The sequence below is a fragment of the Arthrobacter sp. Dra40 genome, from assembly GCF_059091905.1.
Map to the genome: position 1 here is coordinate 1 of NZ_JBNHHB010000068.1, position 26,796 is coordinate 26,796.

Sequence of the window (26,796 nt, forward strand, 5' to 3'; positions counted from 1 at the left end):
CGAACGGCTTGTAGACGGTGGGCCAGTGCTGGCTGTCGCAGAACCAGAACTTGGCGTCTTCCTGTTCCTTGAGCTTGTCCTGGAACACCAGATAGTACGGGTAGATCTTCTCCCAGCCTTCGGCGCCGGCGGGAACCGGCAGTTCGGAGGGCTTCGGGAAGGACTTCATAGACATGGCGGTCCTTTCGGTGGCGGCTCTACGGCGAGCCTTCAGTGAACGGTTCGTGGAACGGTGGAACCTTGCGGTAAAGCGGTGGAACGGGTGGGGCAGTTGTTGGGTGCGGAACGGTCAGGCGGACGGCTTCAACAGCGAGGCGGTGATGCTGCCCAGGCTGAAGCCGCCGGTGGGGGCTCCGGTGTTGGTGGCGGCACCGGAGTTCCCTGCACCGGCCGGGTTCCCGGCAGCGGCGGGCGCCGTCGTGGCCGGAACAGCGCCGAGGGATGCGGCGTAGCCGCCGCTTCCCGGTACCGTCGTCGCAGATGCGGCGCGCTTGGAGGAGTGCACGGTCTCGGGGCGGGACTGCAGCAGCAGAAGGTTTTCACCGTCGGGCAGGTCCTTATCCAGCGCCCACTCAATATCCTGCGGGCACTTGTAGTGCTTCTCGGCCCTTTTGGCCATCCGCGCCACCGCCAGCAGCTCGTCGTCGGTCAGGCTGCGCCGCGCCCGCCGCTCCGCGTCGACCTCGCGCTCCACCAGCGTGCGGGCCGCCGCGTCCGGCACCAGTTCGGCGTGCTTGTCGCCGAGGTGCTCGGCGACCGGTGCCAGGGTGACCTTGTCCAGCACAATGTTGTCCGGCGTGACCTGCCCGGAGACCACCATTTCGCCCACGCCGTAGGACGCGTCGATGGTGATCTTGGAGCGGTCGCCGTTGGCCGGGTCCAGGGTCATGGCAACGCCGGAGACCTTGGCGTTGACCATCTTCTGCACCACCACGGCCATGGACAGGCCCTCGTTCGGAATGTTGTTTTTCAGCCGGTAGATGATGGCGCGCGAGGTGAACAGCGACCCCCAGCAGCTGCGGATGTGTTCGCCGACGGCGGTGAAGCCTTCCAGCCACAGGTAGGTGTCCTGCTGGCCCGCGAAGGAAGCATCCGGCAGGTCCTCCGCGGTGGCGGATGAACGCACTGCCACCGGCACCGGCGCATCAAAACGGGACATCAGGGCCTCGTAGGCCTCGATGGTCTGGGCGCGCATGTCGGCCGGAACCGGGCGGGAACAAATGTCTTCCCGGATGGAGGCCGAGACGGCGTCGACCTGGGCGATGTCTTCCGGGTCCAGCCCGGCCAGCAGCCGGTGGATGTCCTCGGTGATGCCTGCTTCCTGCATGAAGCGGTCGAACTGGGCGGTGGTGACGACGAATCCCGGTGGCACCGGCATGCCGGCGGAAGTCATGGTGACCAGGGACGCGCCCTTGCCGCCGAGGTTCTCAAGCTTGGGCTCGATGCCGCCGTCGAAGAACTGGATGAATTCGTTGCTGTGCATGGTTTCAGGCCTCCCAGCTGACGGGGACGGTTTCGGGGACGCGGAAGGAGATGTTCTCGCGGAACTCGATGTTCTCCGGGTTCTCCAGCTTCAGGTTCGGGGCGAGCCGTGCCACCTCTTCCAGGGCGATCTTGGCCTGGAGTTTGGCCAGCATGTTGCCTAGGCAGTAGTGGATGCCGAAGCCGAAGGACAGGTGTTCGCGGGCGTTGCCGCGCGAAATGTCGAACTCCTCGCCGTCGTCAAAGCGGGCGGCGTCGCGGTTGGCCGAGCCCATCAGCAGCAGCAGTTCGCCGCCTTCCGGGATCTTGACCCCGCCGACTTCGGTGTCCTTGAGCGCCTTCCGGCGCCAGCCGACAATCGAGCCGGAGAAGCGCAGCACTTCGTCGATGGCTGCAGGGATTTTCTTCGGGTCCTCCACCAGCTGCTGCCACTGCTCCGGACGAGCCAGCAGCACGCGCAACGAGTTGGCGATCAGCGTCGTGGTGGTCTCGTGCCCGGCGAACAGCAGCGAGTAGAGGATCGACGCGATCTCGTGGTCGCTGATCTCCGCACCCTCCTGCTGGGCCTTGACCAGGTCGGCGGTCAGGTTGTCGCCGCCTTCGGCGTGGGCGACACGAACCAGGCGCAGGCATTCCTGCCAGTACTCCACCAGGTTGTGGGCGTGCGGGATCTGTTCCTCGTCGCTCAGGTCACCCCACGTCATCGCCGCGCGGGAATCGGACCAGCGCTTGAACGTGTCCACCTGGGAGACGTCAGCGCCGATCAGCGTCAGGATCGTGACGGTGGGGACGGTGTAGGCCAGGTCCTTCACCAATTCCCCGCGGCGCTCCGGGTTGGCCAGCATGGCTTCGATCTGGTCCACGACGTTTTGCCGGATGAACGGCTCGAGCGCCTTGTAACGGCGCGGGGTGAAGGCCTTCTGGGCCACGGCCCGGATCCGGGTGTGCTCCGGCGGGCGGCGGGCGGAAAGCCCCGAGTATGCGGTGAAGCCGCCGTCTGCCATGATCTTGGTGGCCTGCGGGCCGCGCTGGCGTACCGGTGCCTGGGCATTCTCGCTGGAGAAGGTCTCCCAGTCGTCGAACACCGCCTTGATGTCGTCGTAGCGGGAGACCACGTAGTAGCCGACCCGCTCGTCGAACATGACGGGCTGTTCGTTCCGCAGCTCGGCGTAGGCGGGGAACGGGTCCTTCATCTGGAACGGCTCGTAGCCGTGGTGTCCGGCCGGGGCCTTGGCACCGTGGCCGAACGGACAAGCTGCCGTTTCGGTTGAGGATGACATCTGGAACTCCTTGGGGTCGGCTCCCGCCGGTGCCGTTTCCGGCCCTGGCGGGTGGATCAAACTCCAGTGTTGCCCACGTCACGCCGTGCAGCACACCCAGCGCTTCCACTGAGTGGAAACGAATAGTGCTTAGCGTCTCGTCCCGATGCCCGGGCCGCTCAGGTTTTCCGCGCGGTATGGCTGCCCAGCAGGGATTCGAGCGGAATGTGGGCGGTGGCCCGTTCGATCTGCGTCGAGACACCCCGCAGCGCCGGCAGGTGCCGCGTCATGGTCGCCGCCTGCGATGTCAGCAGCACCATGCCCAGCCCGGCCCCGATCCGGCCGGTGTGGAAGACCGGCACGGCGATGGAGCAGGAGCCGAGCCGGACTTCCTCCAGCGTGGTGGCGTAGCCCTGCTCGCGGATCTGGACCAGTTCCTCGGCCAGGCGTCCGGGAACCACGTGGGTGTGGGCGGTGGGTCGTTCCAGCTGCCGGTTCAGGTACGCGGTGCGCACCCACTCCTCCTCGTACGCCAGGATGACCTTCCCGACGGCGGTGGCGTGCATGGGCAGCCGGCCGCCCACCCGCGAGGCGCGGGGCACGCGTTTGGTGCCGTAGATGCGCTCGATGTACAGAACCTCGTGGCCCTCACGGACCGCCAGCTGCGAGGTTTCACCGGTGAGCGAGAACAGATCCTGCACGAACGGCCGCGCGGCGTCGCGCAGCTGGCGGCCGGCGTTCTGCGCGAGTTCCCAGAGGCGAATGCCCAACTGGTAGCGGCCGTTTGCACCGCGGGACAGGAAGCCCCAGTCGGTCAGCTCCGAGACCAAGCGGTGCGTGGTGCTCAGCGGAAGGCCCGAACTCTCGGAAATCTGGGTCAGGCTGAGTGCGCTGCGGGATTGTTCGAAAGCTTCCAGGATGGCCAGAACGCGGGACGTGACAGTGCGTCCCGGATCTCGGCTACCGCCGGCCATAGCTGCCTCCCGAATTCCGCAGACGGGCCCGCGAAGCCGGGCACCGCCGTCGTCGGCGCCGCGGTGCTTCGCAGCCGCTGCGGCAGTCGACCGAAAACGAGTCTAGCCGTCGGCCAGCAGCCCTTGGCGCTGCGGCCACAATGTCACCGATTCCAATGCGGACAGCGCGCGGGCCATGGCCTTGGCCTCCTCGGTGAAGAGGTGGCCAAGGACGCGCTGGCTGCAGAGCCGAAGAGCCTGGCCGCGGTCCAGCCCGAACCATTCCATCACGGTGTCGACGCCGTGCGGGCTGAGCCGCCAGGTTTTGTCGGCGTCCTTGACGATCGCGTCCTCGATCGAGAGCGCTTCCCGACGTGAATCATGCCCGTCGATGATCTCCAGGATGCGCGGAATCAGCGCTGGGTCGTGGCCGGCGTCCTCGAGGATGCCGGCCGCCAGGCGGGCGCCTTCCTTCTCGTGCAGCAAGACCAGATCGGGCCGGCCGCCGCCCGGAGCGATGGCGGCGAGCACCTGGTCCGGCGGCACCTGGGACCAGCCGATGTCGTGCAGCAGGATAGCAGGGAGGACAACGCCGGCATCGGCCTCCGGGTGGGCGGCAAGCATGGCCTGGGCCAGGCCGAAGGCGTAGAGCGTGTGGGCGTCGTTGTCGCGCACGGCCAGCAAGGGCGCGGCCTGTTCCCACATCCGGGCCAGCTGCGGGGCGAGGTTGACTACGCCGTCGGGTCCGGCCTCGATGGCGGCGGCGACGTCGTGGCCGAACAGGTTCGCGGAAGGCTGCAGCTTGGTCATGCCCACAGCATGGCGAGCATTCGTCCCGCGGGCAACCGCACGGTTCCGCTGGGCGGAAGCCCCGGGAGCCGAGGCCGGCGGGGCGGGGCGGGGAGCCCGGCGTCAAGGCGGTGGCGCCATTCCCGGCGTCCCCCGGCCCCGGAGTCAGGGACCTGGCGTCAGGGACCGGCGTTCTCGGCCCCCGTGTAAGGCCCAGCGTCCACCGGCCCCGTGTCAAGGAGCCCGGAGGCAAGGGCCCGGAAGGCGGCGGGGGGCGAAGCGACACACCAAAACTGTCCATGTTTTGCCGGACGCCTCAGCATCTTGCCTTGTCAGGCGGGGGTAGGGAGGCTAAAACATGGACAATTCGTGCTGAAGTTGGACAGTTTTCGCAGTGAAGGGACCATCAGCCTCGCCCATGGCCGCCGCGCGGGCCCGGCCCCTCCCGGGCCTGCCGCCGCGCGGGCCCGGCCTGCCGCTTGCCCTGCCCTGTAACTTCCGCCAAGCCCCGTCCCACAGGCCGCGGCCAGCGCCGCCCCCGCTAGCCGGTGTTCCGCAACCCGGCGGCGATGCCGTTCACCGTGATCAGCATGGCCCGCTGCAATGCGTCATTCGGCTCCGAGGTCCGGATCCGTCGCAGCAACTCCACCTGCATGTACGAAATCGGGTCAAGGTACTGGTCACGGATGTCCAGCGAGCGCTGCAGCACCGGCTGGTTGTCCAGCAGTTCGTTTTCGCCGGTCAGCTTCCGGATTTCGGCTACGGTGAGCTCATACTCGGCGCGGATGTCGTCGAACAGGTGCCCCAGCGGCCCCGGCACCAGGGTGGAGACGTAATGCGCCGCAATGTCCAGGTCGGTCTTGGCCAACGTCATTTCCACGTTGGAGATGAAGGACTGGAAGTAGTGCCAGTTGCTGATCATCTCGCGCAGCTGCGGCTGCAGTCCGGCGGCCCGGGCGGCACGCAGGCCGCTGCCCACGCCGTACCAGCCGGGAACGATCTGCCGCGACTGGGTCCAGCCGAACACCCAGGTGATGGCCCGCAGCTTGCCCAGCCCCGGACCGGCGGTGGTGTCCGCGTCGGTCCGGTCGGCCGGGCGGGAACCGAATTTGACCGTGCTCAGCTGCTCCACCGGAGTGGACGTCCGGAAATATTCCGGCAGGTCCGGGTGCTCCACCAGCGATCGGTAGCGATCGTAGGCTGCACCGGAGATCACCTCCATCGCCGCGTGGTAGCGGCCGCGTTCGGCCTCCGAGGTCCGCGGCTCCTGGTGCAGCGCGGACGCCTGCAGTACGGCCGCGAGCGCCAGCTCCAGGTTTTCCCGGGCCAGCTCCGGCAGCGTGTACTTGTCCGAAATGACTTCGCCCTGCTCGGTGAACTTGATCTCGCCGGCCAGCGCGCCGTTGGGTTGGGCGAGGATCGCGTCGTAGGTCGGCCCGCCGCCGCGGCCCACTGACCCGCCGCGGCCATGGAAGAAGCGCAGCCGCACCCCGTGCCGTGCGGCCACGTCCCGCAGCACCAGCTGGGCCTTGTGGATCTCCCACTGGCTGGTGGCGACGCCGGCTTCCATGTTGGAGTCCGAGTACCCGAACATGACCTCCTGCAGGTCGCCGCGCAGCCGCACGATCCGGCGGTATTGCGGATCCGAGAGCAGGTCGTCGAGGATCTGCCCGCCGCTGCGCAGGGATTCCACGCTTTCCAGCAGCGGCGCGAACCCGATCAGCGCCTTCGGTTCGGATCCGGCCAAGGTCAGAAGTCCCGCCTGGTGTGCCAGCACGGCGGCCGCCAACACATCGTCAGCGCCGCGCACCCTGGACACGATGTAGGTCTCCACCGCGTCGGGGCCGTACTGGCGCAGCGCCTCCGCAATCGCGTGAAAAACCTCCAGCGTGCGTGCACGCTTCTTTTTCAACGACGACGGCGGTGCCAGCGGCCCTGGCGCGAGCAGCAGCGACGAGAGCAGTTGTTGCCGCCGACCGGGCGCCAGGTCCAGGTAGTTTTCCCCTTGGGCCCCGGCACCGGGCGCCAGGTCCATGTAGTTTTCCGGAGCTGCGCCCTCGGCCAGCGCACCCCCGGCAGCGAGCAGCGCCGCGACCGCCTTGTGGTGCTTGCGCGCGTTATCCCGGAAGTCCAGAGTGGCCAGGTGCAGCCCGATGGTGGATACCGCCCGGCGCACTGCAGCCAGCGACCCGTCGGCCACCAGGGACGCGGTGTGGGCACGCAGGGACCGCTCGATCAGCGCCAAGTCGGCCAGCACCTCGGCCGTCGAGCTGTAGTCCCGCCCCGGTTCATGCGGAAGCCGGCGCCGGATGCGGGCGCTCGTGTTGAGCAGCTTCGCCTTGATGCAGGTCAGCTTCAGTCGGTACGGCTCGTTCGCGTTTAGCTCGCGCACCCGCGCGTCCAGGCCCGGCAGGTTATCCACGTCCCGGGCCACGGATTCCAGCAGCTCGCCGCTGGCGGCCACGATCGTCGTCGAGTTGGAGAGCACCGCGATGAGGCTGTCCACAAAGCCAATGTTGATCCGCACCGCGTGCTGGTTCTGCAGCCGGAAGACCTCGTGCGTCACGTCCACGGTGACATGCGGGTTGCCGTCCCGGTCACCGCCGATCCACGAGCCGAAGCGCAGCGGGGCCCTGTTGGCGGGCAGCCTCACGCCGTGTTCGGACAGCAGTTCGGCCAGGTCCCCCATCAGCTCCGGCATGGTGTTGTTGAGAATGTTGCCCAGGTAATAGACGGCGTTGCGCGCCTCGTCCACCGGACTGGGCTGCACCTGCCGCAGCTCGTCCGTCTGCCACATCTGGTCGATGATCTCGGCCAGGCGCCGGTCCTGGCGCCGCCGCGCCGTGCTGCCCTCCGCCGTCGTGGTGGAGAGGATGTCGGAGATGGCGCGCAGCTTGTCGAGCACCGTCCTGCGGGACGCCTCGGTGGGGTGCGCGGTGAAGACCGGCCGCACGTCCAACTGGTTGACCGTGTGCTGCAGGGCTTCGGGCCCGGCTTCGTCGGCAATCTGGGAGACGGTCCGCAGCAGTTGCCCGTCTTCCTCCGGCCGGGCGCGCAATTGGCGCACACGGTGCACCTGTTCGGCGGCGTTGGCGAGGTGGAAGTAGAAGGCGAAGGCCCGCACCAGATCGGTGGCCTCGCCCACGTCCAGTCCGGCGAGCAGTTCGCGGACCTGATCGATCACGTCGCGGGCGGTCCACGGTCCGGTCGCCTCACCCTCGCCGCGGGCGGCTTCCTTGGACTCCTTGGTCAGCAGCCGGACCTGTTCCACGAGGTCCAGCAGCTGCGGCCCGTGCTGGCGCGCCAATGATTCGCCCAGCAGCGTGCTCACCCGGCGCACGTCGGCGCGCAGGCTCGCGTCGATGTCCCGTTCGCGGGCGGCGTGGAGCATGCGTGTCCTCTCGCGTCCTGCGGGCGGTGCCGGTGTTCACCGGCCGGACGGATGCCGCAGCCGGGCCCGGCATCCTCCTCAAGCGTACGACGGCGGCAGCGCCCTGTCCGCGGGCACGTCACCGCCGGCGGCGCTCACCTCCAGCTCACACCGCCACCATGCACCTTGGTGCCCGCCCACACGTCTACATGGGTGTCATCCGGGTGGCACGTTATTTGGGCGCCATCCGGATGGCACCGTCCAACCGGATGGTCTCGCCGTTGAGCATCGCGTTGGCCACAATGTGGGCTGCCAGTTCGGCGTATTCCTCGGGCCGGCCCAACCGGGATGGGTGCGGCACCTGCTGGCCCAGCGATTCCTGTGCCTGGGCCGGCAGTCCGGCCATCATCGGCGTCTGGAAAATGCCGGGTGCGATGGTGACCACGCGGATCAGCGAGCGGGCCAGTTCCCGGGCCAGTGGAAGGGTCATCGCCGCCACTCCGCCCTTGGAAGCTGCGTAGGCAGGCTGGCCGATCTGGCCGTCGAAGGCCGCCACCGAGGCGGTGTTGATGATGACGCCCCGTTCGGGCCCGCCCAGGTCGGTTTCCACCGGTTCGGTTGCGGCCATGGCTGCGGCGGCGAGCCGGATCACGTTGAAGGTGCCGATCAGGTTGATCTCCACGACTTTGGTGAACGCTTCCAGCGGCAGCACCCCGTCACGGCCCAGCACCTTGCCCGGCGTCCCCACTCCGGCGCAGTTGACCACAATCCGCAGCGGGCCCAACGCCGCAGCCCGGTCCACCGCGGCCTGCACGTGGTCAGCATTGGTCACGTCCGCCGCCGCGAACACGGCCCGGTCTCCGAGCTCGGCAGCGAGCTCTTCCCCCTGCGAACCGGGCAAATCCATCAGCACCGCTGACGCACCGGCGGCATGCAGCCGGCGGGCGGTCGCTGCGCCCAGTCCTGATGCTCCGCCGGTGATCAGCGCTACGGTTCCGGCAACCTCCACTGGATCCTCCTTAGGGTCCTCGATACCTGCCCCCTCCTGCTGCCTGTCTCCCGGCAGCAGTGAGCAACCTCAGCCTAGTGTGGCCGGGCGCACACTGAGTGCACCCCGGGGCTCTGGGCTTCTCACCCGTAGCGTTCCCCGGCGTGTCCAGCAGTGAAGAACCGCCGGGATGGGCAGTGCCGCCTCCGAATCCGCCGTTAGGCTGGTTCACATGCGCACCCGGCCCGACGGCGGCGGCGGAGCCTTCCGCCCACCACCCCATGCATTAGCGGCCGGCCGCGCGGACGAGGCGGCCATCGCCGTCGTCCGCCATTTCGGCCAGCCTTTGCTGGGCCTGCCTTTCACGCTGGTGGGTGCCGTGCGACGGCCGCGGGCGGGCTGGGCGGGGCCGTGGCACTACTGGTGGCAGGCGCACTTTTTGGACTGTCTGGTGGATGCCGGCTGGCGGGAGCTGCACCGGGACCAGCATTACGACGGCGGCAACGGGCCGAGCGCGGGCCGTCTCGCCGCGCGGCTGCTGCGCACCATCCGCTGGCGCAACGGCTTCAGCTTCACCAACTCCTACTACGACGACATGGCCTGGCTGGCCTTGGCTGCGCAACGGCTGGACACGCTGGCCGCCGAGGCAGGCAAGCCGCGCTTTCGCAACAGGGCTGCCGGCCGCCGGCTGCTGCCCCAGCTGGAGTCTGCGCACACCCCGGACCTGGGCGGCGGCCTGTTCTGGAACACCGCCAGAGACTTCAAGAACACACCCGCCACGGCACCTGCGGCGCTGTATTTGGCCCGCACCGGCGGTTCCGCGCAGGCCGCCCGGCTGCTGGACTGGTTGGATGCGACGTTGTATGAACCAAAGCTGCGGCTGTACCTCGACGGCGTCCGGATCATCGGCGGGAAACCGGTTCGGGTGGACGACCTCTACACGTACAACCAGGGGCCGGTGCTGGGGGCACTGCTGGAAGTCGGCCGCGACGCCGACCTGAAGCGGGCCGCCGAGCTGGTGCAAGGGATAGCGGAGGGCCTGGTCCAGACGCCCCGAGCTTCACAGGAGACAGCACCTGTCGTCCACCCGGCAGCCGGGCAGCACCGCGGGCCGGACGGACCACTGGTCCTGCGCACGCACGGCAACGGCGACGGCGGTTTGTTCACCGGGATCCTGGCCCGCTACCTTGCTCAGGCCACCCAGTCAGACAAACTGCCCGCCCACGTGCGGGAACTGGCCGCCCGGATGGTCACCGACACGGCTCAGGCATTCTGGGCGGGACGGGCCATCGAGAACCACCGCCGTTGGGAAGTCCTGGTGTTCTCCCCCGACCCGGCGGTTCCCGCGGTCCCCGCGGCCCCAACCGGCTGGCTGGCTATGGGCGGGACCGGCACCGGCACGCAGCGCACCGGCGGGACCGGCACGGGCGGGCAGCCCACCGGCGGGATCGGCACAGGCACAGGCTCCGGCGGGACCGGCGCGGGCGGGCAGGGCACCGGCGTCGAACTTTCCACCCAACTGCAGGCGTGGATGGTGCTGGAAGCGGCCGCACTCTGCGCTTGATGTCATTACGCAACGGTCATGTTGCGTAATCCGTGTGCGGCAGTACACAATAGCTAGGCAAGCTAAGGCTTGCCTTACTTCCCAGTGGCACCAGCGGCTGGGGACCGCCGTGCCAACGTACCGAAAGGCCTTTGATGAAGTTCCGCCGCCCGCAGCTTTCCGTTGCCGTCCTCGCCGCCGTCTCAGCCCTGACCCTCAGCGCCTGCGGCTCCGGGGCCTCGGCACCGGAGGGTTCCGCAGCCGCTGCCGATGAAATCACCGTCTACAACGCGCAGCACGAGTCCATGACCCAGGCCTGGGTAGATGAGTTCACGGCCGAGACCGGCATCAAGGTCAACGTCCGGCAGGGCAGCGACACGGAGATGAGCAACCAGATTGTCCAGGAAGGCGATGCTTCACCCGCTGACGTGTTCATCACGGAGAACTCGCCCGCCATGACCCAGGTGGAGAACGCCGGGCTGTTCACCGAGATCTCCCCCGCGGTCCAGGAGAACGTGCCCGAACAGTACCGGCCGTCGTCGAACATGTGGACCGGCGTCGCGGCGCGCTCCACGGTCTTCGTCTACAACAAGGACGCGGTCTCGGAAGGCGACCTGCCGGCATCGATCATGGATCTGGCCGACGACAAGTGGGCCGGCAAGTGGGGCGCTGCCCCCGGCGGCGCCGATTTCCAGGCCATCGTGTCCGCGATGCTGGAGCTCAAGGGCGAGCAGGCCACCTCCGACTGGCTTAAGGCCATGAAGGAGAACGCCAAGATCTACCCGAAGAACGGAGCGGCCATGAAGGCCGTCAACAGCGGCGAGGTCGACGGGGCAGTCATCTACCACTACTACTACGCGGCGGACCAGGCCAAGACCGGGGAGAACTCGGGCAACGTGGCCCAGCACTACTTCAAGAACGAGGATCCGGGCGCCTTTGTCAGCGTCTCCGGCGGCGGCGTGCTGAAGTCTTCGGATCACCAGGACGAGGCCATGCAGTTCCTGGAGTTCATCACGTCCAAGAAGGGTCAGGAACTGCTCGGCACCGGTGAGGACTACGAGTACCCGGTGGGCAAGGACGTCGCTCCGCGCAAGGGTCTGGTCCCGCTTGAGGAACTGCAGGCACCGCCGGTCGACGCGGCCAAGCTCAACAGCCAGAAGGTCGTCGAACTGATGACCGACGCCGGGCTGCTCTAGCCGGGAGTAACCTGTAGCGGTGAATTCTTCCCATCCGGTAGCCGGGGTCTGATGACCCCGGCTACCGGCTCCTCCAGCAAAACCCGCGTGCCTCTGCCCAAGGCCGGAGGCACTTCTTCGCGCCCTCCGGCCGCGACTGTTGCGGCCGCCGTCATTATTTCCCTGGCGACCCTGGTCCCGCTCGGTTTTGTGGTCGTGATGACTGTCACCACCGGCTGGGACACGGCCGCCAAACTGATCTTCCGGCCCCGGGTCGGTGAGCTGCTGGTCAATACAGTGGGACTGGTGGTGGCCACGGTCCCGCTGAGCATCATCATCGGGATCGCCGCGGCCTGGCTGGTCGAGCGGACCCAGCTCCCCGGAGCCCGGTTCTGGTCGCTGGTACTGGCCGCGCCGCTCGCGGTGCCCGCATTCGTCAACAGCTATGCGTGGGTGAGCACCATCCCTTCGCTGGGCGGGATCGCCGGCGGAACCCTGGTTTCGGTGCTCTCCTACTACCCGCTGGTCTACATCCCGGCCGCGGCCGCGCTGCGCCGCATGGACCCGGCACTGGAACAGTCCGCTGCCTCGCTGGGTTTGGGCCGCTGGCACACTTTCTTCCGGGTCATTCTGCCGCAGCTGTGGCTGCCGATCACCGGCGGCGCGCTCTTGGTGGGCCTGCACCTGTTGGCCGAGTTCGGTGCCTTCTCGATGATCCGGTTCAATACCTTCACCACGGCGATCATGGAGCAGTACCAGTCCACCTTCAACGGCGCCGCGGCCAACATGCTGGCCAGCGTGCTGGTGCTGCTCTGCCTGTCGCTGCTGCTGCTGGAGTCGCGGATCCGCGGCACCGCCCGGTACGCCCGGATCGGCTCCGGAGTTGCCAGCCGTCCGCCCGTCCTGCCGCTTGGCCGCTACCGGCCCGCGGCCGTGGTGGGCGTCCTGGTCCTGGCTGGGCTGGCGCTGGGCGTTCCGCTGGCCAACGTGGTGCGCTGGTTGATCGCCGGCGGCCCGGGCATCTGGGACCTGCCCGAGATCGGGCACACACTGCTGCAAACCCTTGGCTTCGGCCTCACCGGTGCGCTGCTGACCGTGGTCCTGGCTTTTCCCATCGCCTGGCTTGCCGTCCGGCACCCGGGTTGGTTCACCAAACTGCTGGAAGGCACCAACTACATCACCTCCTCGATGCCCGGCATCGTCGTGGCGCTCGCGTTCGTCACCGTTGCGGTGGGCTACCTGCGTCCGCTGTACCAAACGGTGCCACTGGTGATCGCCGCGTACGTGCTGCTGTTCCTGCCCCGGGCGCTGGTCAACCTGCGCGCCGGGCTGGCCCAGGCGCCCCATGAACTCGAAGAGGCTGCACAATCACTCGGTGTTTCTCCGCTGAAGACCTTCTTCCGTGTGACCCTTCGCCTGAGCGCTCCGGCCGCTGCCGGCGGTGCCGCACTGGTCTTCCTCGGCATCGCCAATGAGCTGACCGCGACGCTGCTGCTCGCACCGACCGGAGTCAACACGCTGGCCACCCGGTTCTGGTCGTTGAGTTCGGAGATCGACTACGGCGGTGCCGCCCCCTATGCCCTGATCCTGATCCTGCTCTCATTGCCCATGACCTACCTGCTGTACACCCAGTCGCAGAAGGCGGCCGGCCAATGACTCCCGCCTGGAAGGAAGCGCTACCGTGAGCCCGGCCTCGGCTGATACCCCTACCCCGGACAGCCACCTCATCGTTAAAGACGTCACCAAGGACTTCGGCAGCGTCCAGGTTTTGCGCGGTGTGAGCCTTTCCGTGCACCGGGGAATCACGACGGCGGTGGTCGGGCCGTCGGGCAGCGGCAAGACCACCTTGTTGCGGCTGATCGCAGGCTTCGAAGCCCCCGACTCCGGAACCATTGAACTCGACGGACGGGTGGTGGCCGGGGGCGGTTCACTGGTTCCAGCACACCAGCGCAACGTGGGCTACGTCGCCCAGGACGGCGCGCTCTTCCCGCACCTTGCCGTGGGCCAGAACATTGCCTTCGGTCTGGACCGGCGTAAGTTCGCAGGCCGCAAGGCTCTTCGGGACCGGGTGGCGGAACTGCTGGCCATGGTTTCCCTGGAGGCCGAATACGCCGACCGCCGGCCCGACGAGCTCTCCGGGGGCCAGCAGCAACGCGTTGCCTTGGCCCGTGCACTGGCCAGGGAACCTGAACTGATGCTGCTGGACGAACCATTCAGCGCCCTAGATGCCGGCCTGCGCGTGGCGACCCGCAAGGCCGTCGCCAACACCCTCACCGCCGCCGGTGTCACCACGATCCTGGTCACGCACGACCAGGGCGAGGCGCTCTCCTTCGCCGACCAGGTCGCCATCATGCGCCGCGGGGCACTCGCACAGATTGGCAACCCCTTCGTCGTCTATACCCGGCCGAGCGACCGGGAAACCGCTGAGTTTCTCGGCGATGCGGTGATCCTGGACGCGGATCTTCAGGGTTCGCTGGCCATCTGCGCCCTCGGCGGCATTCCCGTCCGGCGTCCTACTTGCCAGGGCAAGGTGCATCTGATGCTCCGCCCGGAGCAGATCCGCATCGCCGAGAGCGGCAATATCAGGGGCACGGTCCTCGAAACGGACTTTTTCGGTCCGGAAGTCACGGTCAAGCTGGCACTCCATGGCCCCGCCGGCAGCGGCGACCACCGGCAGACCATCACTATCCGGCACTGGAACGCCACCCTGACCAAGCCCGGCTCGGAGCTGTACCTGCGGGTCATTGGCGAAGGCGTGGCCTTCCCCGCGTGAGCCGGCGGGACCGGGCAGCACCAGAGCCGGCAGGGCTGAAGGCTATGGTTTCTTCCGCTGCGGATACGGCGCTTCGTGCCGGGCCAGCATGTCCACAAAGGCCGCAATCCGGCGCTGCCGGCCCGCGTCTGTCTTCAGCTGGTTCAGCCGGTGGATCAGCGCGTACCGGTTCTGCGACGTGAGCACATCGAACATCGCCTGGGCTTCTGGGACAGCGGCGATGGCGGCCGCCAGGTCCGCAGGCACCTCGGCCGTGGCCGGACCGGCGTAGGCTTTCGCCCAGCGGCCGTCTGCCTGGGCTTCGGCCACCGCTGCCCTGCCGGCCTCGTGCATCTTGCCGGCCTGTTCCAGTCGCTCGATGTACCCGACGTTCCGCTGGGACCAGATGCTGTGCTTGCCGCGCGGAGTGAACCGCTGGAAGGTGCTTTCCGCATCGCGGCGCTTCGTTTGGCCGTCGATCCAGCCGAAACACAACGCCTCTTCAAGGGCTCCCGCATAATCCAGCGCCGTCACCTTACCGCCCTTCTTGTGCAGGATTAACCAAACGCCGGACGAAACGCCATGGTTTTCCTCCAGCCACGCGCGCCACGCGGCGGCGTCGGGCAACAACAATTCCGGCAGTTCCGCAGGCATGCCCCTATGCCAGCACGGCATGGCCCCGCCGTCTAGTAGTTTCTTGAGTATCACCTCTTACCGAAGGAGAACGCAGATGCTGCGTGTACGCCCCGTAGTGTCCACGGCCCGGATTGAGCCGTGGCGCGACTTGTTGACCGCTGCAGGCTTCGTCTGCTCGGCCGACCACGGCGCCTGGCTGGAGTTCGATGCGGCGTCCGGCCGGCTGGCTCTGCACCAGGTGGACGCCGGGGCAGACACGGACGGCCACGTGGATCTGGGCTTCGAGGTCCGCGACCTTGACGAGTTCGTCCGCCGCACGGTCGCCGACGGGACCCAAGCCGGGATCGAGGATTCCGGCTTGGGTCCCGCAGCCAGGATCACGGCGCCGTCGGGCTTCAGCTTCCTGGCCGACCCCGCCTCGTCGTCGTACGGTAGCCATCCCGGGCCGGACCAGCCGGACCCGACGCTGGCTGTGATGGCGGTCTGGGTTTCCCCCGACGTGCCGGGCGCCGCGGCCACGCTGGCCGGGATCGGCGCCCACCCCCGGTTCAGCGGAGATGCCGGCGACTGGGCTGACTTCGCGGCGAAGAACGGTGGCCTGGTGGTCGTGGCCGAGGGTGCGCCGGAGCGCCTAATGCTGTCTTTTGAGTACGACGACGACCTCGCGGCCTTGCGGGACCGCCTCACCGCCGCCGGTATTGGCTGCACCCTGGCGGATGAGGCCGATGGCCAGACGCTCTTGGCGGACAACCCCGATAAGGCGGCACCGGCCGCGCCGGAGCATCTGCTGTTCAGGGCCCGGCCGCGCGGTCCGTCCGGAAACACCGGCATCGATGGACGCACAGTGCCGGAAATGCTGGCCGGTACCGCCGGTCGGACGCGCCATGCGGAGCGCCCGGCGTGACTGGCCTCGCAGCGGTGCTGTAGAACAAGTACATGAGTGTACGCACCCCCGACCCGTATTCCGGCTGGCTGTCCAACGAGGATCTGCACGAGGCGCGGCAACGCCTTCCGATGCTCTATGTAGAGGCGGTGCCGGTCCGACTGGACTCGCTGGGATACGTCACGGAGATCGGACTGCTGCTGCAGGCTTCCGATCAAGGCGAGATGGTACGCAGCTTTGTCTCCGGCCGCGTGATGTACCGCGAGACGGTCCGCGCCGCCCTGCTGCGCCATTTGGAAAAGGACCTGGGACCGCTGGCCTTTCCGCAGCTGCCGGCCAGCCCTGTGCCGTTTACCGTGGCCGAGTATTTCCCGTCGCCGTCCGAAACCGGGCTGACCGATGACCGGCAGCACGCGGTGGCGCTCGCCTACGTTATCCCGGTCACCGGAGAATGCAACCCGCGCCAAGATGCCCTGGAACTGAGCTGGATGACGCCCGAGGATGCCCTGGGCCCGTCGGTTCAGTCCGAATTTGTCGGCGGCCGCGGCAATCTGCTGCGCCAGGCGCTGGCGCACGCAGGCTGGTGCCGCTGACCGCCAGACTGGTACCGGAAATCGTCGGCCGGCGGCCACCCACTGGCTGGCTGTCCTCCGCTGGGGTCCCGAGCCTCTATCTGGGCAGCATCCAGGTGTACATCTGGGCGGCCAGGTCCCGGGACTGCTCCTGATGTTGGTCCTGGTAGCGCAGCCGTCTCAGGGTCACCGGCCGCTGGCTGCGGCGGTTGGCCAGGTCTGTCAGGACCAGGCCTGCGGCGCGCAGCAGCACGGTCAAACTGCTCCGGCTGCGGAACTGCTCGGGATGGACGGCGATGTGGGCCGGCGCGTGGCCGGTGCGGGCTTCGGGCGCAAAAAAGATGCTCATGGCTGCATTCAGCTTTCACAAAACGTACGGCTGCTGTGCGTTGGTGTGCTTCGGCAGAAGAACAAGCGAAACACTGCCCGGCGGGAACCACGCTGTCCCGGCGGGAACTTTTCGATGTCTGCGACGCTACCGGCGATCGAGGTCACTTTCGGTCCTCAATCCCGATCCGGATACCGAATAAATTGGGCCCGCAGTATCCAGTGCCAAAGTAACGGGTTGGCTGCCGGACCTATTCCCGCTGCAGGGAGCGAAGGAGATACCCCTCACAATCCATCGTTTCATCACGTCGACGCACGGGACACCGCGCCGCACCTCCCACCGGAAAGATAACGGATTCATATACTGTTCTGACGATCGCGAGCGTGACTAAGGATTTACCCATGACGGAACAGCAGGCGGAGACATACATCCACCATGTCAAGGCCGAGGTGGTCGCAGCCGGAGCCCGGTTCCTGACCCGTTCCGGTGAGCGTTCGTCGCCTGTGGCGGGCACCGCCGTCGTACCTGATGATTTCGGCACCCCGGCGCTGGTGGTGGCCTCGCTGGAAGACGGCAGCCAGGTGCGCATTGCCTACGGATCGCGCATCCGCATTGCTTCCTCCCGCAGGCCCACGTCGTTGCCGGGAGCGTTGCTGGATGATACCGAGCTGATCCCCGCCGAGGAGGGCACTCCCGAAGCGGTGGTGGTCGCAGTGGCCCGCGCGCACCCGCGCAACGCCCGGATCCAGCGACTGGCCGCCCGCCTGAGCCGCGGGCTCAATACGAAGGCCGGCAGCCACCTGCAGGATGTGCGGGACCTGGCGCACCTTTTATTCGTGGAACTGGACGACCGTGACCGGGCGCTCACGGTTTGCCGGCTGATCATCGATCAGCCCTTCGATGGCAACTTCGGCCGGTGGAAATGGATCGAGTCGGCACTGGCCATGGCCGCCTACATCCTCCGGGAGTCCGACGACGAGGGCGACCGCGAGGAGGCCCTGCGGTTGGCGGAAACTCTGCGCAGCCCCGACGACGCCGATGACGACCCCTTCCGCGCGAAGGTCAATGCCGAGGTCCGCCAGCGGCAGTTGAATGAACCGAAGCTCTACGACAAGGAAATCCACCGCGCGATGGCTGCGGCCGACCACCCGGCTGAACGCGAGTGGCGCGATCTGCGGCTGACCGCGTTGTTGTATCTGCGCACGCACGGCGGATCGGAGACTCTGGAGCCGGCCGAATTGGACCGCCGGATCAGCAATGAACTGGTGGCAATCCGCGCATTGGACGCCCAGCAACGCAACTGAAGGCCCCTTCCTCCGCGCTCTGGCCACCCCTGCAGCCCGGGGGTAGAGTCGGCCGCATGACGGATAGCGGTGCCGCTCCCGATCCTCTGAGCGTCCATATCAACGCGGATGCCCGCCAGGTGTGGATCATGCTGCGCGAGCCCAGATACATTGCGCGATGGCACGGTTGGGACATGAAGGGCCTGGATGAGGAGATTCGGGACATCTACTTCACCGACGCCACGGAAAGCGAAGACCACCAACAGTTGACGCTCAGCAACGGCGACGCCTTCGTTCTGGCGCCTGCGGGCGACGGGGTACAACTGACCCTCAAGCGGGGCCTGGCCTCCGGCGAGCAATCGGATGAATGGTGGGAAGACGTCAGCGAAGGCTGGCTGACTTTCCTGCAGCAACTGCGGTTCGCGCTGGAGCGGCACCCGAACGACCCGCGCCAGACGACCTATCTTGGCGCGGACTCCCTGCCGCCGGGCGGATTGCTCGCCAGCCTCGGCCTGGACGGCCTGCCGGAACCGGGCGAGTCGTACTCTGCGACGCTTGCCACCGGTGAGGCCATTTCCGGCAAGGTCTGGTTCCGGTCCGAACGCCAGATCGGTTTGGCAGTGGATTCCTATGCCGACCACGGCGGAGGCTTGCTGATCGTGGCGACGACGCCGTCGCATCCGGAGGGACGGCCGGAGGGCGGCAGCCAGGTGCTGATCAGCTGTTATGGCCTCGGTGCCAGACGCCTGGCCGAAATCCGGGACGTCTGGGAGGCGTGGCGCAGCACTGCTCTGCCCGGCGCCGACCCGCTGGTGGTCGGAAGCGCGACCGGAGCAGTGGCCGAATAGGCCCCACGGCAGCCGGCAGTCCAGCGCACCGGTGGCAAGGGTCGCTTGGCCTTCGCCGCGGCTGGCCTTTGCCGCGGCTGGCTTTCGCCGCGGCTACTCTTTGCCGTGGCTACCCTTCGCCGCGCTGCTTGCGGAGGAAACGCCGCCGGTTCTTGATGCGCAGGGTGCGCTGGTGCATCAAGTACACCAGGCCCAGCCCGACAAGCGCACCGATGGCTGTCTGCCACGCCCGGTCCACCATCAACTCCTGGGGGTCGGTGGGGGCAGCGAGTTCGGTCATGATCAGCGCCAACGGCGTGATGAAGATCAGCGCGAGCGCATAGTGGCGCAGCACGAACATCTCGGCAGCGAACTGCAGTACGACGACCATCAGCACCAGCACCCACGGTGCCGGATGCGGGGCCAGCAGCATCCCGGCTACTGCCACGCCGGCAAAGGTGCCCAGGATGCGGTGCACGCCCTTGTTAACGCGCTGGGCCAGGCTGGGACCGGCGATCGGGGCGACGGCAGCCACCATGGCCCAGTAGTTGTGCCCCAGCCCCACCACCGTGGCCAGGCTCCCGGCGGCCAGTGCAGCAACGGCATTCGCGCCTGCTTCGACACCGAACTCCCGCCAGTGTTCGCCGGTTAGTTCCTGTTTGGGCGGCGGCGCCATGGAGGTCCGCCAAGCCGGCACCAGGCGGCTGCTGATCCCGACCAGCATGGCAAGCACCACGCTGATCAAGCCCGTCAGCATGGCCTGCCACAGCGGCGCGGCCGGCGGAATGGAGCCGATGGCCGCATAACCGAACGTGAAGAAAATGACCCCGGCAGGCCGCAGGCGGAAATAGTTAACAGCCACGGACCACAGTCCTGCGACGACGGTGGTGCCGGCCACGATGCCCCAAGGTCCAGGGTCCGCCAGGGCAGTCAGCGCGCCACAGAACATGACCAGCAGGATCAACACGCCAAACTGGCCCTGATGCCGCAGCCGGATCCCGTGCGCTTCGCCGCGCCCGTAGATTCCCGTAAAGGCGCCGAACGCGGCAAAAACCATCAGGTCAAACCGGCCGAGGGCCAGCAGAGCCAGCAACGGCAGGCCCACCGTGACCCCGCAACGTGTGGCCACAATATGGTCCTGGCGTGCCGGCCCCACCCGGAAGAACTCGCGCACGTGCTGTGCCACCATGCTGCCGGTTTTCTGGTTGTCCACTGTATCTACGTTGCTCCTGTCCGTCGCTGGCTGACCAGAGGTCCTGCGGTGATTCTTCTCCGCTCCAGGCTCGGGCCGATCACCCGGGCCTCGAGACGGCCGAAGCTTAAACTCTAAAGTAGTTGCCTTGGGCAACCGCTATTCTGTGCGGGAAGCGACAACCGGATGTGCGCCAGCCCATACCGGCACCGTGGGCCGGGGCGGCAGGTTCCGACAGCGCGCGCTCCCCCGCCGGTGCGGCGCAGTGCTCCCGTCCGGTAAGGCAAAATGGTGGGGTGCCCCAGTCTGATTTTTCCTTCCGCGTCGGCCGCCGTCTGGCCGACACCGCCAGCCCCTCCCCTGCCCGATTGGAGGATAACGGCGGTGGATTCCAGGGCCGCACCGGGACCATCACCACCCCGCACGGAGAGATACAGACCCCCGCCTTCATCGCCGTCGGCACCAAGGCCACGGTCAAAGCCGTACTGCCCGAGTCCATGAAGGAGCTCGGCGCCCAGGCCTTGCTGGCCAACGCGTACCACCTGTACCTGCAGCCCGGAGCGGCCGTACTCGACGAGGCCGGCGGACTGGGCAAGTTCATGAACTGGGACGGCCCTACCTTCACTGACTCCGGCGGCTTCCAGGTGATGAGCCTGGGCTCGGGGTTCAAAAAGGTCATCACCATGGATGCTGCCGCGGCCGGCAGCGGTTCCGACGACCAGGTGGCACCGGGCAAGGAACGCCTGGCCCATGTGGACGACGACGGCGTCTGGTTCAAGTCGCACCTTAACGGTGACAAGCACCGGTTCACGCCGGAAATCTCGATGCAGGTGCAGCACCAGTTGGGCGCCGACATCATGTTTGCCTTCGACGAGCTCACCACCTTGATGAACTCGCGCGGCTACCAGGAGGAGTCACTGGAACGCACCCGGCGGTGGGCCGAGCGGTGCGTAACCGAGCACGAGCGCCTCACCGAGGAGCGGTCGCACCGGCCCTACCAAGCACTCTTCGGCGTCATTCAGGGCGCCCAGTACGAGGATTTGAGGCGCAAGGCCTGCCGGGATCTTGGATCGATGAACTTCGACGGTTTCGGCATCGGCGGCGCGCTGGAGAAGGAGAACCTGGGCACGATCGTGCGCTGGTGCACCGAGGAGCTGTCGGAAGACAAGCCCCGCCACCTGCTGGGCATCTCTGAACCCGATGACATCTTCACGGCCATCGAGAACGGCGCAGACACCTTCGACTGCGTCTCCCCCACACGGGTGGCCCGGAACTCGGCGTTCTACACCCCGGACGGCCGCAAGAATCTGTCCAACCGCCGGTTCAAACTGGACTTCACGCCCTTAGTGGACGGCTGCGACTGCTACACCTGCGCCAACTACACCCGCGCCTACATCCACCACCTGCACAAGGCGAACGAGATGGTCAGCCACACACTGATCTCCATCCACAACGAGCGCTTCACCGTGAAACTCGTTGACGACGCACGGCTGGCGATCGACGACGGCTCGTTCTTCGACTTCAAGGCCGAGGTACTGGGCCGCTACTACGCCTGAGCCGGGCCGCGGCGCCACTGTGCTTGCTCCTGGCGGAAACGGCGGCGTCGTCGTTAGATGCGGAAGGCCGCCGTCGTCCTTGAGAACGACGGCGGCCTTGCGCGTCTGTGAAGCGAGGGAGGAATCAGGCAGCCAGGGCGACGTCTGACAGCTCCGTGGTCGGCGCCAGGATCTCCAGCCGGCACTCGGACTGCGCCGGATCGGCATGGGAGGGCAGTGCGCCTGTCTGGACGCATTCCTGCAGGTGCGCCAAAACGGCGGCATCCACGAAGGCATTCTGCAGGTCAAGGGTTATCTGCAGTCCCGCGGCCAGCGCGTTCGCCCGCTTGGCCAAGGAGTACAGCGCCAGTACGTTCCGCTCGTCGACGAGGCCGCGTACTTCGATGTGCGCCGCAGAGCATTCCAAGTCGACCCGGACCGTCACCCCGAGTTTGCCACTCATCGGGCCGCCGCCTTGGCCTCTGCCGGTTTTCGCACTGCGCCCGTCGCCACGCGCCGGCGCCGCGCCCCGGACTTGCTCTCCAGCGCCCAAGACTTGTGGAACCGCTGACGCTGATCCTGGGGCACCAGCCGGAGGAATACTGGATGATTGAAGACCTGCTGGCGGGCTTCCTGGCAGAAGGGCAGCACCCGCAGGCGGCGCCGGTGTGCTTCCACCAATGCCCGGCGTACCAATTTATCGGCCAGCCCAAGTCCACGGTGCCAACGGTCTTCTTCGATCTTGAGGAGCCAGATTTCACCGTCTTGGATTTTGTACTGCAGCGACGCCGCTACTTCTCCATCAACGTAGGCGTCGAAGCGCGATGCGTCGTAGTTGTCGCGTATTACCTGCATGCCTCTCCTCACTTAGCGTCCCCTGCCGGAGACGCCGGCACATGCTGCCCGGCCCCGGTGATGGGGACTTCAGCCCCGGCGGCGCCGTGCTGAACGATAATCATGCTTACGATGTAAGCAAAGCATGCTTAGCATCGATCTGCAAAGTGGCGGAGGTAAATCGCTTCGTTTACGGCATGGACCCGGCTTGCTTCATGAGTGGCTCGGACCTGGCGCGGCACTGCCGCTCCGGCCCTTCGTTGCCAGCGTCCCCAGACCAAGCGGGATCACGTCAACTGGCCCTCCAAGCGGTCCAGCAGCCCGTCCAGCGCCGCTTCGAATTCCTGCTTCGAACGGTCCTCCGACAATAGGTCCTGCAGTTCCTGCAACAGCGGATACTCAGTCAGGTCGGCTTGCCGGGACGGCCGCGGGTTAGTGTCCTCGAGCGGACCAACATCAGCGCCGCGCGCAGCTACTTCCAGCAGCAAGTGGCCGATCAGGAAGCTGCTGAAAGCCCGGTAGGCCTCCACTGCTTTCTCGTTACTGAACCCGGCGTCCGTCATCGCCTTCAGGAACGACTCCACCCAGCGCAGGCTCCGCAAGGGCGGCTGCACCCATGGGGCTTGAGTGGGTCGTGTGGCAATCAACGGGAATACCTGCGGATGCTTAACCGCCAGTCGACGCAGTCCGTGGGCCAGCCGCAGCATATAGTCTTGCCACCCGTGGCGCGGCTCGACGTACACTTCGGGGTCGCCGTACAACTCATCAATCACTATGTCCACGATGCCGTCGAGCAGATTCTCCCGCGACGGTACGTAGCGGTACAGCGACATGGCTTCGACATCCAACTCCGCGCCGAGGCGCCGCATACTCAGTTGGCGGACCCCATGCTTCTCTATGAACGCTGCGCCCGCCTCGAGAATCCGCTGTCGGTCCAGACGCTGCCTATCGGCACCGGCCTGGTCTTCGTCGTCCGCCGAAGATGTTCCAGGTTCCACCATTGCCCGCTCCTCCCTCCTGCGTTTGCGCACCACCCTACGCTCCGGCATTCAGACTGTCCTCCGGTGCCGCCCACATGACCGCCTTATTCGTGGGCGAATCCCGTACGGGAAGTGCGTGATTTGCCCCGGTTACCCGCGGTTTTGCCGCCGTTGGCGACGTCAGGAAAAGTTGTGGGAAGAAAAGTCGCCGGCATAAGGCCTCCGGGCTCGATTCGTGGGACCTTACATTGTAAGCTGGGGCTTCCCGGGCTCCGGACTCTGCATCACCGATGCAGACAGGACCTGGGGAGCTACGCATCATCGATGCTGACACGCCCAGGGCCGCCAAAACGTCCCTCGGCGAGATAGGAATAGAGCGATGGATGAGCACCTGAAGCAAGTCTGGACCGCATCGGCAGCTGTGGAAACACTCCAGGGCGAGATGGACAAGGCGGAAACAATCCTGGCCTCCGCCATCGGCGAAGCCATGAAGGCCGGAGCAGCTCCGGCCGAGATCAGCGGGGCAGCAAACCTGTCTCCGTCGGAGCTCACCGAAAAGGTCCAGATCCTGGCCGACGATCAGGCTGTGGAAGAGTTCGGCGCCAGCACCCTGTAGGACGGTTCGTTCTTCTTCACCCAGCCGATGACCGCGGTTGTCACGGGCACGAAGAGGAACTCCACCAACGTCTTGTAGATGAAACCGACGGCCACGTAATTGATGAACGTGGGGGCGTCGCCGATGCCGATCACCGAGGCGGCGATGGAGCAGAAAATCAAGGTGTCCGCGAATTCGCCGACGCCGGTCGAGCCCATCAGCCGCGCCCACAGCCGGCGCTCCCCAAAACGTTCCTTCATGCGCACCAGCACCCACGAGTTGAGCGTCTGGCCCACCAGGAAACCCAGCAGGCTGGCCAGCACGATCAGCGGCACCGGGCCCAGTGCGCCTTCAAGGGACTGTTGTTTCATCTGCCCGAAGTCGTCGTCGAAGCCAGGCAGGGCAATGATCACCCAGTAGCAGAGCGAGGCGAAGACCGACAGCGCGAAGGTAGTAAAGATGGCCTTGCGAGCCACCTTGAATCCATAGACTTCGCTGATCACATCGCCCAGAATGTAGGCCAGCGGAAACAGGAAAAACCCGCCATCGGTGATGATCGGCCCCAGCACCACGCCCTTGGAGGCGCCGATGTTGGACAGGATCAGGACCACCGCCATCACGGCGAGCATGATGCCGAAGTAAGGGCTGCCGATCGAGGCGTAGCGGGCAGGCGTCCGGGATTGCAGTTCAGTCATCAGTGGTGTTCACCCTTGTCGTAGTGGTTCGCGCAACGCATGGCACCGTGTGGTGCCTTGGAAACGTCCGCTGTATTAGCACTAGTGGGCCCGTCTGCCACCCGGACCGCCATCCATTCTCCCACGCGGCGGGCGGTGTTGTTCCACGGCCGCAGCTTCCGCGAATCAGGCAACGGTTGCCCCCGGCCCCGCTCCGGCGCCGGGACCGCACGCCGGCTGCCCGTGGCGCGCGACTGCCGCCCTATTCTGGCTGTATGAGCCAGCCCGAACCTGAGGACTTCGAAGAGTACAACCCGCGCCACCGGGTGACGTTCGGGTTCGGGGCGTTCGTCGTTGGGTTCCTCGTGGCCATTTCTGTGTTCGCATCGGGCGCCCTGCTGCTCACCTTGGTCGGCGGCCCGCTCAACTGGCACCAGTTTGCGTCGGCGGCAGTTCTGGCGCTGGTCGTCGGACTTTACGCCGGCGGCGTCGGGCTGGTCATCGGGGCCCCCCTTGCCTTTGTGCTGGGTCTGCTGCTCCGGCCGGTGGCCAACCAGTGGCTGCACGTGCTGGCGTTCTTTGCGGTCATGACCACGGCCTCGTTCCTGATCCTGGTCTCGCTCTCCAGCGGCGACCCGCTCGGCACGCTGGAACTGGCGGTACTGATCGGGCTGGCGGCAGCGCTCGGCCGGCTCAGCGTATGGGGAATGATGGACCTCCATTGACGTACCGTGTCCACGAGCAGCCGCGGCCCTCCGGAGGACGCCGCGAGGCGAGCCTGCGGGCGGAGGGAGTCTGCGCCAAGCGAGCCTGCGGGCGGAGGGAGTCTGCGCCAAGCGAGCCTGCGGGCGGAGCAAGCCGGCGCGCGGAGGAGACGCACCGCCGTCGTTATTAGGATCAGGAGGTGTGTCGGTGGAAAATGGGCGCATGTCTGTTTCCACCACCGAAACCAACCGGCCCGCCATCACGCTGACCATCGCCGGCTCCGAAGCAACGGGCGGCGCGGGCGCGCAAGCCGACCTGAAGACCTTCCAGGCACTGGGCACGTACGGCATCACCGCCCTGACCTGCATTGTGTCCTTCAATCCGAAGGACAACTGGAACCACCGCTTCGTTCCGGTGGACGCCGGCGTCATCGCCGACCAGCTGGAGGCCATCCAAACCTGTTATGAAGGCTCGCTGAAGACCGTCAAGCTGGGCATGCTCGGCTCGCCGGCCACCATCGACACCGTCGCGGCGGCACTGAAGAACCAGGAGTGGGACCACATCGTGCTGGACCCGGTGCTCATCTGCAAGGGGCAGGAACCCGGCCACGCGCTGGACACGGACCAAGCGCTCAAGGCCCAGGTGCTGCCGCTGGCCACGTTTGTCACGCCCAACCACTTCGAAGCCGAATCGCTCTCCGGCATCACGATCAACGATGTCGAGGACCTGAAGCAGGCCGCGAAACTCATTCACGAGGCTTCCGGCGCCGTGGTGCTGGCCAAGGGCGGGGTACGCCTGGCAGGCCCGGACGCTGTGGACGTCTTCTATGACGGCGACACCCTCGAAGTGCTGTCGGCGCCAAAGGTGGGCGAAGTGGCCGTGTCCGGTGCCGGTTGCTCCCTGGCGGCCGCGGTGACGGCCGAACTGGCCAAGGGCTCGACCCCGCTGGAAGCTGCCAAAACCGCCAAGGACTTCGTCACGAAGGGCATCAAAGCCCGGGTTTCCTCCCATGCCCCGTTCGACGCCCTCTGGCAGGGCGGCGCCGCGCGGTCCTGACGCGTTTCTGACCTTCGCGGCAGCCTTCCTTGGCTGCGCCGCCGTGCCGGTGGCCATGCCCGGTGGCTTTGCCTGCCCGCCGGCGGCCGGGGCTGCTCGGCGCTTAATCTAAATGCCCGACGGCGGTGTCTGGTAGCTTTGCCTGCCCGCCGGCGGCCGGCGGCGGCCTTAACTGCTCGACGGCGGTGTCCGGTGCCTTTGCCTGCCCGCCGGCGGCCGGGGCGGCTCGGCGCTTAGCTTAAATGCTCGACGGCGGTGCCCGACCCCTCAAGGCTCGCAAGCCCCATAGGGGTGGGCACCGCCGTCGTGAGCGGTTGAAGCAGGTTGGATCAGACGGTCTGGACGGCGGTCTCCGCGTCCAGGCGGGGCAGTCGCGGGAACCAGG

At 67.0% G+C, this 26,796-nt stretch carries 25 protein-coding genes; 12 read left to right on the plus strand and 13 right to left on the minus strand.

Going from position 1 to position 26,796, the window contains the following annotated elements:
• Positions 1-289: 289 nt before the first annotated feature.
• From AC5RWT_RS21340 to AC5RWT_RS21365, 6 genes are all read right to left on the minus strand, one after another.
• Positions 290-1,483: a PEP/pyruvate-binding domain-containing protein gene (locus tag AC5RWT_RS21340; RefSeq protein WP_494081903.1), complete on the minus strand. Its 1,194-nt coding sequence runs from the start codon at positions 1,481-1,483 to the stop codon at positions 290-292.
• A gap of 4 nt (positions 1,484-1,487) precedes the next feature.
• The gene (locus AC5RWT_RS21345; RefSeq protein ID WP_494081904.1) at positions 1,488-2,762 is read right to left on the minus strand and encodes a cytochrome P450; all 1,275 of its coding nucleotides are present in this window, start codon (positions 2,760-2,762) and stop codon (positions 1,488-1,490) included.
• A 158-nt stretch (positions 2,763-2,920) separates the two neighbouring features.
• Positions 2,921-3,715, minus strand: a complete 795-nt coding sequence (locus tag AC5RWT_RS21350) for an IclR family transcriptional regulator (RefSeq protein WP_493969708.1) — start codon at positions 3,713-3,715, stop codon at positions 2,921-2,923.
• Between the two features lie 102 nt (positions 3,716-3,817).
• Positions 3,818-4,504: an HD domain-containing protein gene (locus AC5RWT_RS21355; RefSeq protein WP_494081905.1), complete on the minus strand. Its 687-nt coding sequence runs from the start codon at positions 4,502-4,504 to the stop codon at positions 3,818-3,820.
• Between the two features lie 520 nt (positions 4,505-5,024).
• Complete coding sequence (gene ppc, locus AC5RWT_RS21360; protein WP_494081906.1) at positions 5,025-7,874, minus strand: phosphoenolpyruvate carboxylase; 2,850 nt, start codon at positions 7,872-7,874, stop codon at positions 5,025-5,027.
• A 211-nt stretch (positions 7,875-8,085) separates the two neighbouring features.
• Positions 8,086-8,862 (minus strand): SDR family NAD(P)-dependent oxidoreductase, encoded by a 777-nt coding sequence (locus AC5RWT_RS21365; protein ID WP_494081907.1) that lies wholly within the window; start codon positions 8,860-8,862, stop codon positions 8,086-8,088.
• A gap of 211 nt (positions 8,863-9,073) precedes the next feature.
• Here AC5RWT_RS21365 and AC5RWT_RS21370 point away from each other — a divergent pair, with 211 nt between their 5' ends.
• The 4 genes from AC5RWT_RS21370 to AC5RWT_RS21385 all read left to right on the plus strand — a co-directional run bounded on the left by AC5RWT_RS21370 (position 9,074) and on the right by AC5RWT_RS21385 (position 14,332).
• Positions 9,074-10,405, plus strand: a complete 1,332-nt coding sequence (locus AC5RWT_RS21370) for a glycoside hydrolase family 76 protein (protein ID WP_494081908.1) — start codon at positions 9,074-9,076, stop codon at positions 10,403-10,405.
• A gap of 134 nt (positions 10,406-10,539) precedes the next feature.
• A complete protein-coding gene (locus AC5RWT_RS21375; protein WP_494081909.1) occupies positions 10,540-11,580 on the plus strand; it encodes an iron ABC transporter substrate-binding protein in 1,041 nt (346 codons plus the stop codon).
• 51 nt (positions 11,581-11,631) lie between these two features.
• Positions 11,632-13,215 carry an ABC transporter permease gene (locus tag AC5RWT_RS21380; protein WP_493969702.1) on the plus strand — a complete coding sequence of 528 codons (1,584 nt, stop codon included), beginning with the start codon at positions 11,632-11,634 and terminating at the stop codon, positions 13,213-13,215.
• Positions 13,216-13,240: 25 nt separating this feature from the next.
• Positions 13,241-14,332, plus strand: coding sequence for an ABC transporter ATP-binding protein (locus AC5RWT_RS21385; RefSeq protein ID WP_494081910.1), 1,092 nt, complete (start codon positions 13,241-13,243; stop codon positions 14,330-14,332).
• A 42-nt stretch (positions 14,333-14,374) separates the two neighbouring features.
• Here AC5RWT_RS21385 and AC5RWT_RS21390 read toward each other — a convergent pair whose 3' ends face one another.
• A complete protein-coding gene (locus AC5RWT_RS21390; RefSeq protein WP_494081911.1) occupies positions 14,375-14,965 on the minus strand; it encodes a YdeI/OmpD-associated family protein in 591 nt (196 codons plus the stop codon).
• A 76-nt stretch (positions 14,966-15,041) separates the two neighbouring features.
• On the opposite strand from AC5RWT_RS21390, the gene AC5RWT_RS21395 reads away from it, so the two are divergent.
• Both AC5RWT_RS21395 and AC5RWT_RS21400 read left to right on the plus strand, forming a co-directional pair.
• A complete protein-coding gene (locus AC5RWT_RS21395; protein WP_494081912.1) occupies positions 15,042-15,851 on the plus strand; it encodes a VOC family protein in 810 nt (269 codons plus the stop codon).
• A gap of 32 nt (positions 15,852-15,883) precedes the next feature.
• Entirely contained in the window at positions 15,884-16,423 is a 540-nt protein-coding gene (locus tag AC5RWT_RS21400) for an NUDIX hydrolase family protein (RefSeq protein WP_493969698.1), read from the plus strand.
• Positions 16,424-16,499: 76 nt separating this feature from the next.
• Here the strand turns inward: AC5RWT_RS21400 and AC5RWT_RS21405 are convergent, their stop codons facing one another.
• Positions 16,500-16,751 carry a hypothetical protein gene (locus tag AC5RWT_RS21405; RefSeq protein WP_494081913.1) on the minus strand — a complete coding sequence of 84 codons (252 nt, stop codon included), beginning with the start codon at positions 16,749-16,751 and terminating at the stop codon, positions 16,500-16,502.
• 380 nt (positions 16,752-17,131) lie between these two features.
• Between AC5RWT_RS21405 and AC5RWT_RS21410 the strand changes: the two genes are divergently transcribed.
• Together AC5RWT_RS21410 and AC5RWT_RS21415 are read left to right on the plus strand one after the other, a co-directional pair.
• The gene (locus AC5RWT_RS21410) at positions 17,132-18,034 is read left to right on the plus strand and encodes a DUF6707 family protein (RefSeq protein ID WP_494081914.1); all 903 of its coding nucleotides are present in this window, start codon (positions 17,132-17,134) and stop codon (positions 18,032-18,034) included.
• A gap of 56 nt (positions 18,035-18,090) precedes the next feature.
• A complete protein-coding gene (locus AC5RWT_RS21415) occupies positions 18,091-18,861 on the plus strand; it encodes an SRPBCC family protein (RefSeq protein ID WP_494081915.1) in 771 nt (256 codons plus the stop codon).
• 109 nt (positions 18,862-18,970) lie between these two features.
• Here the strand turns inward: AC5RWT_RS21415 and AC5RWT_RS21420 are convergent, their stop codons facing one another.
• Entirely contained in the window at positions 18,971-20,053 is a 1,083-nt protein-coding gene (locus AC5RWT_RS21420) for an FUSC family protein (protein WP_494081916.1), read from the minus strand.
• Between the two features lie 275 nt (positions 20,054-20,328).
• Between AC5RWT_RS21420 and tgt the strand changes: the two genes are divergently transcribed.
• Complete coding sequence (tgt, locus tag AC5RWT_RS21425) at positions 20,329-21,588, plus strand: tRNA guanosine(34) transglycosylase Tgt (protein ID WP_494081917.1); 1,260 nt, start codon at positions 20,329-20,331, stop codon at positions 21,586-21,588.
• Positions 21,589-21,712: 124 nt separating this feature from the next.
• Here the strand turns inward: tgt and AC5RWT_RS21430 are convergent, their stop codons facing one another.
• The 3 genes from AC5RWT_RS21430 to AC5RWT_RS21440 form a co-directional block, all read right to left on the minus strand.
• Positions 21,713-22,030 carry a hypothetical protein gene (locus AC5RWT_RS21430; protein ID WP_494081918.1) on the minus strand — a complete coding sequence of 106 codons (318 nt, stop codon included), beginning with the start codon at positions 22,028-22,030 and terminating at the stop codon, positions 21,713-21,715.
• On the minus strand, positions 22,027-22,422 hold the full coding sequence (locus tag AC5RWT_RS21435) for a GNAT family N-acetyltransferase (protein WP_493969691.1): 396 nt from the start codon (positions 22,420-22,422) through the stop codon (positions 22,027-22,029). Before AC5RWT_RS21435 ends, AC5RWT_RS21430 begins: the two co-directional genes overlap by 4 nt.
• A 266-nt stretch (positions 22,423-22,688) precedes the next feature.
• The gene (locus AC5RWT_RS21440; RefSeq protein WP_493969690.1) at positions 22,689-23,402 is read right to left on the minus strand and encodes a TetR/AcrR family transcriptional regulator C-terminal domain-containing protein; all 714 of its coding nucleotides are present in this window, start codon (positions 23,400-23,402) and stop codon (positions 22,689-22,691) included.
• Positions 23,403-23,760: 358 nt separating this feature from the next.
• Between AC5RWT_RS21440 and AC5RWT_RS21445 the strand changes: the two genes are divergently transcribed.
• Entirely contained in the window at positions 23,761-23,997 is a 237-nt protein-coding gene (locus AC5RWT_RS21445; RefSeq protein WP_494081919.1) for a hypothetical protein, read from the plus strand.
• Here AC5RWT_RS21445 and AC5RWT_RS21450 read toward each other — a convergent pair.
• Positions 23,961-24,671, minus strand: a complete 711-nt coding sequence (locus AC5RWT_RS21450; protein WP_494081920.1) for a queuosine precursor transporter — start codon at positions 24,669-24,671, stop codon at positions 23,961-23,963. The genes AC5RWT_RS21445 and AC5RWT_RS21450 overlap by 37 nt on opposite strands.
• A 254-nt stretch (positions 24,672-24,925) precedes the next feature.
• On the opposite strand from AC5RWT_RS21450, the gene AC5RWT_RS21455 reads away from it, so the two are divergent.
• Positions 24,926-25,375 carry a hypothetical protein gene (locus AC5RWT_RS21455; protein ID WP_494081921.1) on the plus strand — a complete coding sequence of 150 codons (450 nt, stop codon included), beginning with the start codon at positions 24,926-24,928 and terminating at the stop codon, positions 25,373-25,375.
• 202 nt (positions 25,376-25,577) lie between these two features.
• Positions 25,578-26,411: a bifunctional hydroxymethylpyrimidine kinase/phosphomethylpyrimidine kinase gene (gene thiD, locus AC5RWT_RS21460; protein ID WP_494081922.1), complete on the plus strand. Its 834-nt coding sequence runs from the start codon at positions 25,578-25,580 to the stop codon at positions 26,409-26,411.
• The last annotated feature ends 385 nt before the right edge of the window (positions 26,412-26,796 follow it).

What these genes read in the sequence shown, in the direction of transcription:
- AC5RWT_RS21340 (WP_494081903.1), bottom strand. Translation starts at nt 1,483, where the DNA reads ATGCACAGCAACGAATTCATCCAGTTCTTCGACGGCGGCATCGAGCCC.
- AC5RWT_RS21345 (WP_494081904.1), bottom strand. Translation starts at nt 2,762, where the DNA reads ATGTCATCCTCAACCGAAACGGCAGCTTGTCCGTTCGGCCACGGTGCC.
- AC5RWT_RS21350 (WP_493969708.1), bottom strand. Translation starts at nt 3,715, where the DNA reads ATGGCCGGCGGTAGCCGAGATCCGGGACGCACTGTCACGTCCCGCGTT.
- AC5RWT_RS21355 (WP_494081905.1), bottom strand. Translation starts at nt 4,504, where the DNA reads ATGACCAAGCTGCAGCCTTCCGCGAACCTGTTCGGCCACGACGTCGCC.
- ppc (WP_494081906.1), bottom strand. Translation starts at nt 7,874, where the DNA reads ATGCTCCACGCCGCCCGCGAACGGGACATCGACGCGAGCCTGCGCGCC.
- AC5RWT_RS21370 (WP_494081908.1), top strand. Translation starts at nt 9,074, where the DNA reads ATGCGCACCCGGCCCGACGGCGGCGGCGGAGCCTTCCGCCCACCACCC.
- AC5RWT_RS21375 (WP_494081909.1), top strand. Translation starts at nt 10,540, where the DNA reads ATGAAGTTCCGCCGCCCGCAGCTTTCCGTTGCCGTCCTCGCCGCCGTC.
- AC5RWT_RS21380 (WP_493969702.1), top strand. Translation starts at nt 11,632, where the DNA reads ATGACCCCGGCTACCGGCTCCTCCAGCAAAACCCGCGTGCCTCTGCCC.
- AC5RWT_RS21390 (WP_494081911.1), bottom strand. Translation starts at nt 14,965, where the DNA reads ATGCCTGCGGAACTGCCGGAATTGTTGTTGCCCGACGCCGCCGCGTGG.
- AC5RWT_RS21395 (WP_494081912.1), top strand. Translation starts at nt 15,042, where the DNA reads ATGCTGCGTGTACGCCCCGTAGTGTCCACGGCCCGGATTGAGCCGTGG.
- AC5RWT_RS21400 (WP_493969698.1), top strand. Translation starts at nt 15,884, where the DNA reads ATGAGTGTACGCACCCCCGACCCGTATTCCGGCTGGCTGTCCAACGAG.
- AC5RWT_RS21405 (WP_494081913.1), bottom strand. Translation starts at nt 16,751, where the DNA reads ATGAGCATCTTTTTTGCGCCCGAAGCCCGCACCGGCCACGCGCCGGCC.
- AC5RWT_RS21410 (WP_494081914.1), top strand. Translation starts at nt 17,132, where the DNA reads ATGACGGAACAGCAGGCGGAGACATACATCCACCATGTCAAGGCCGAG.
- AC5RWT_RS21415 (WP_494081915.1), top strand. Translation starts at nt 18,091, where the DNA reads ATGACGGATAGCGGTGCCGCTCCCGATCCTCTGAGCGTCCATATCAAC.
- AC5RWT_RS21430 (WP_494081918.1), bottom strand. Translation starts at nt 22,030, where the DNA reads ATGAGTGGCAAACTCGGGGTGACGGTCCGGGTCGACTTGGAATGCTCT.
- AC5RWT_RS21435 (WP_493969691.1), bottom strand. Translation starts at nt 22,422, where the DNA reads ATGCAGGTAATACGCGACAACTACGACGCATCGCGCTTCGACGCCTAC.
- AC5RWT_RS21440 (WP_493969690.1), bottom strand. Translation starts at nt 23,402, where the DNA reads ATGGTGGAACCTGGAACATCTTCGGCGGACGACGAAGACCAGGCCGGT.
- AC5RWT_RS21445 (WP_494081919.1), top strand. Translation starts at nt 23,761, where the DNA reads ATGGATGAGCACCTGAAGCAAGTCTGGACCGCATCGGCAGCTGTGGAA.
- AC5RWT_RS21450 (WP_494081920.1), bottom strand. Translation starts at nt 24,671, where the DNA reads ATGACTGAACTGCAATCCCGGACGCCTGCCCGCTACGCCTCGATCGGC.
- AC5RWT_RS21455 (WP_494081921.1), top strand. Translation starts at nt 24,926, where the DNA reads ATGAGCCAGCCCGAACCTGAGGACTTCGAAGAGTACAACCCGCGCCAC.
- thiD (WP_494081922.1), top strand. Translation starts at nt 25,578, where the DNA reads ATGTCTGTTTCCACCACCGAAACCAACCGGCCCGCCATCACGCTGACC.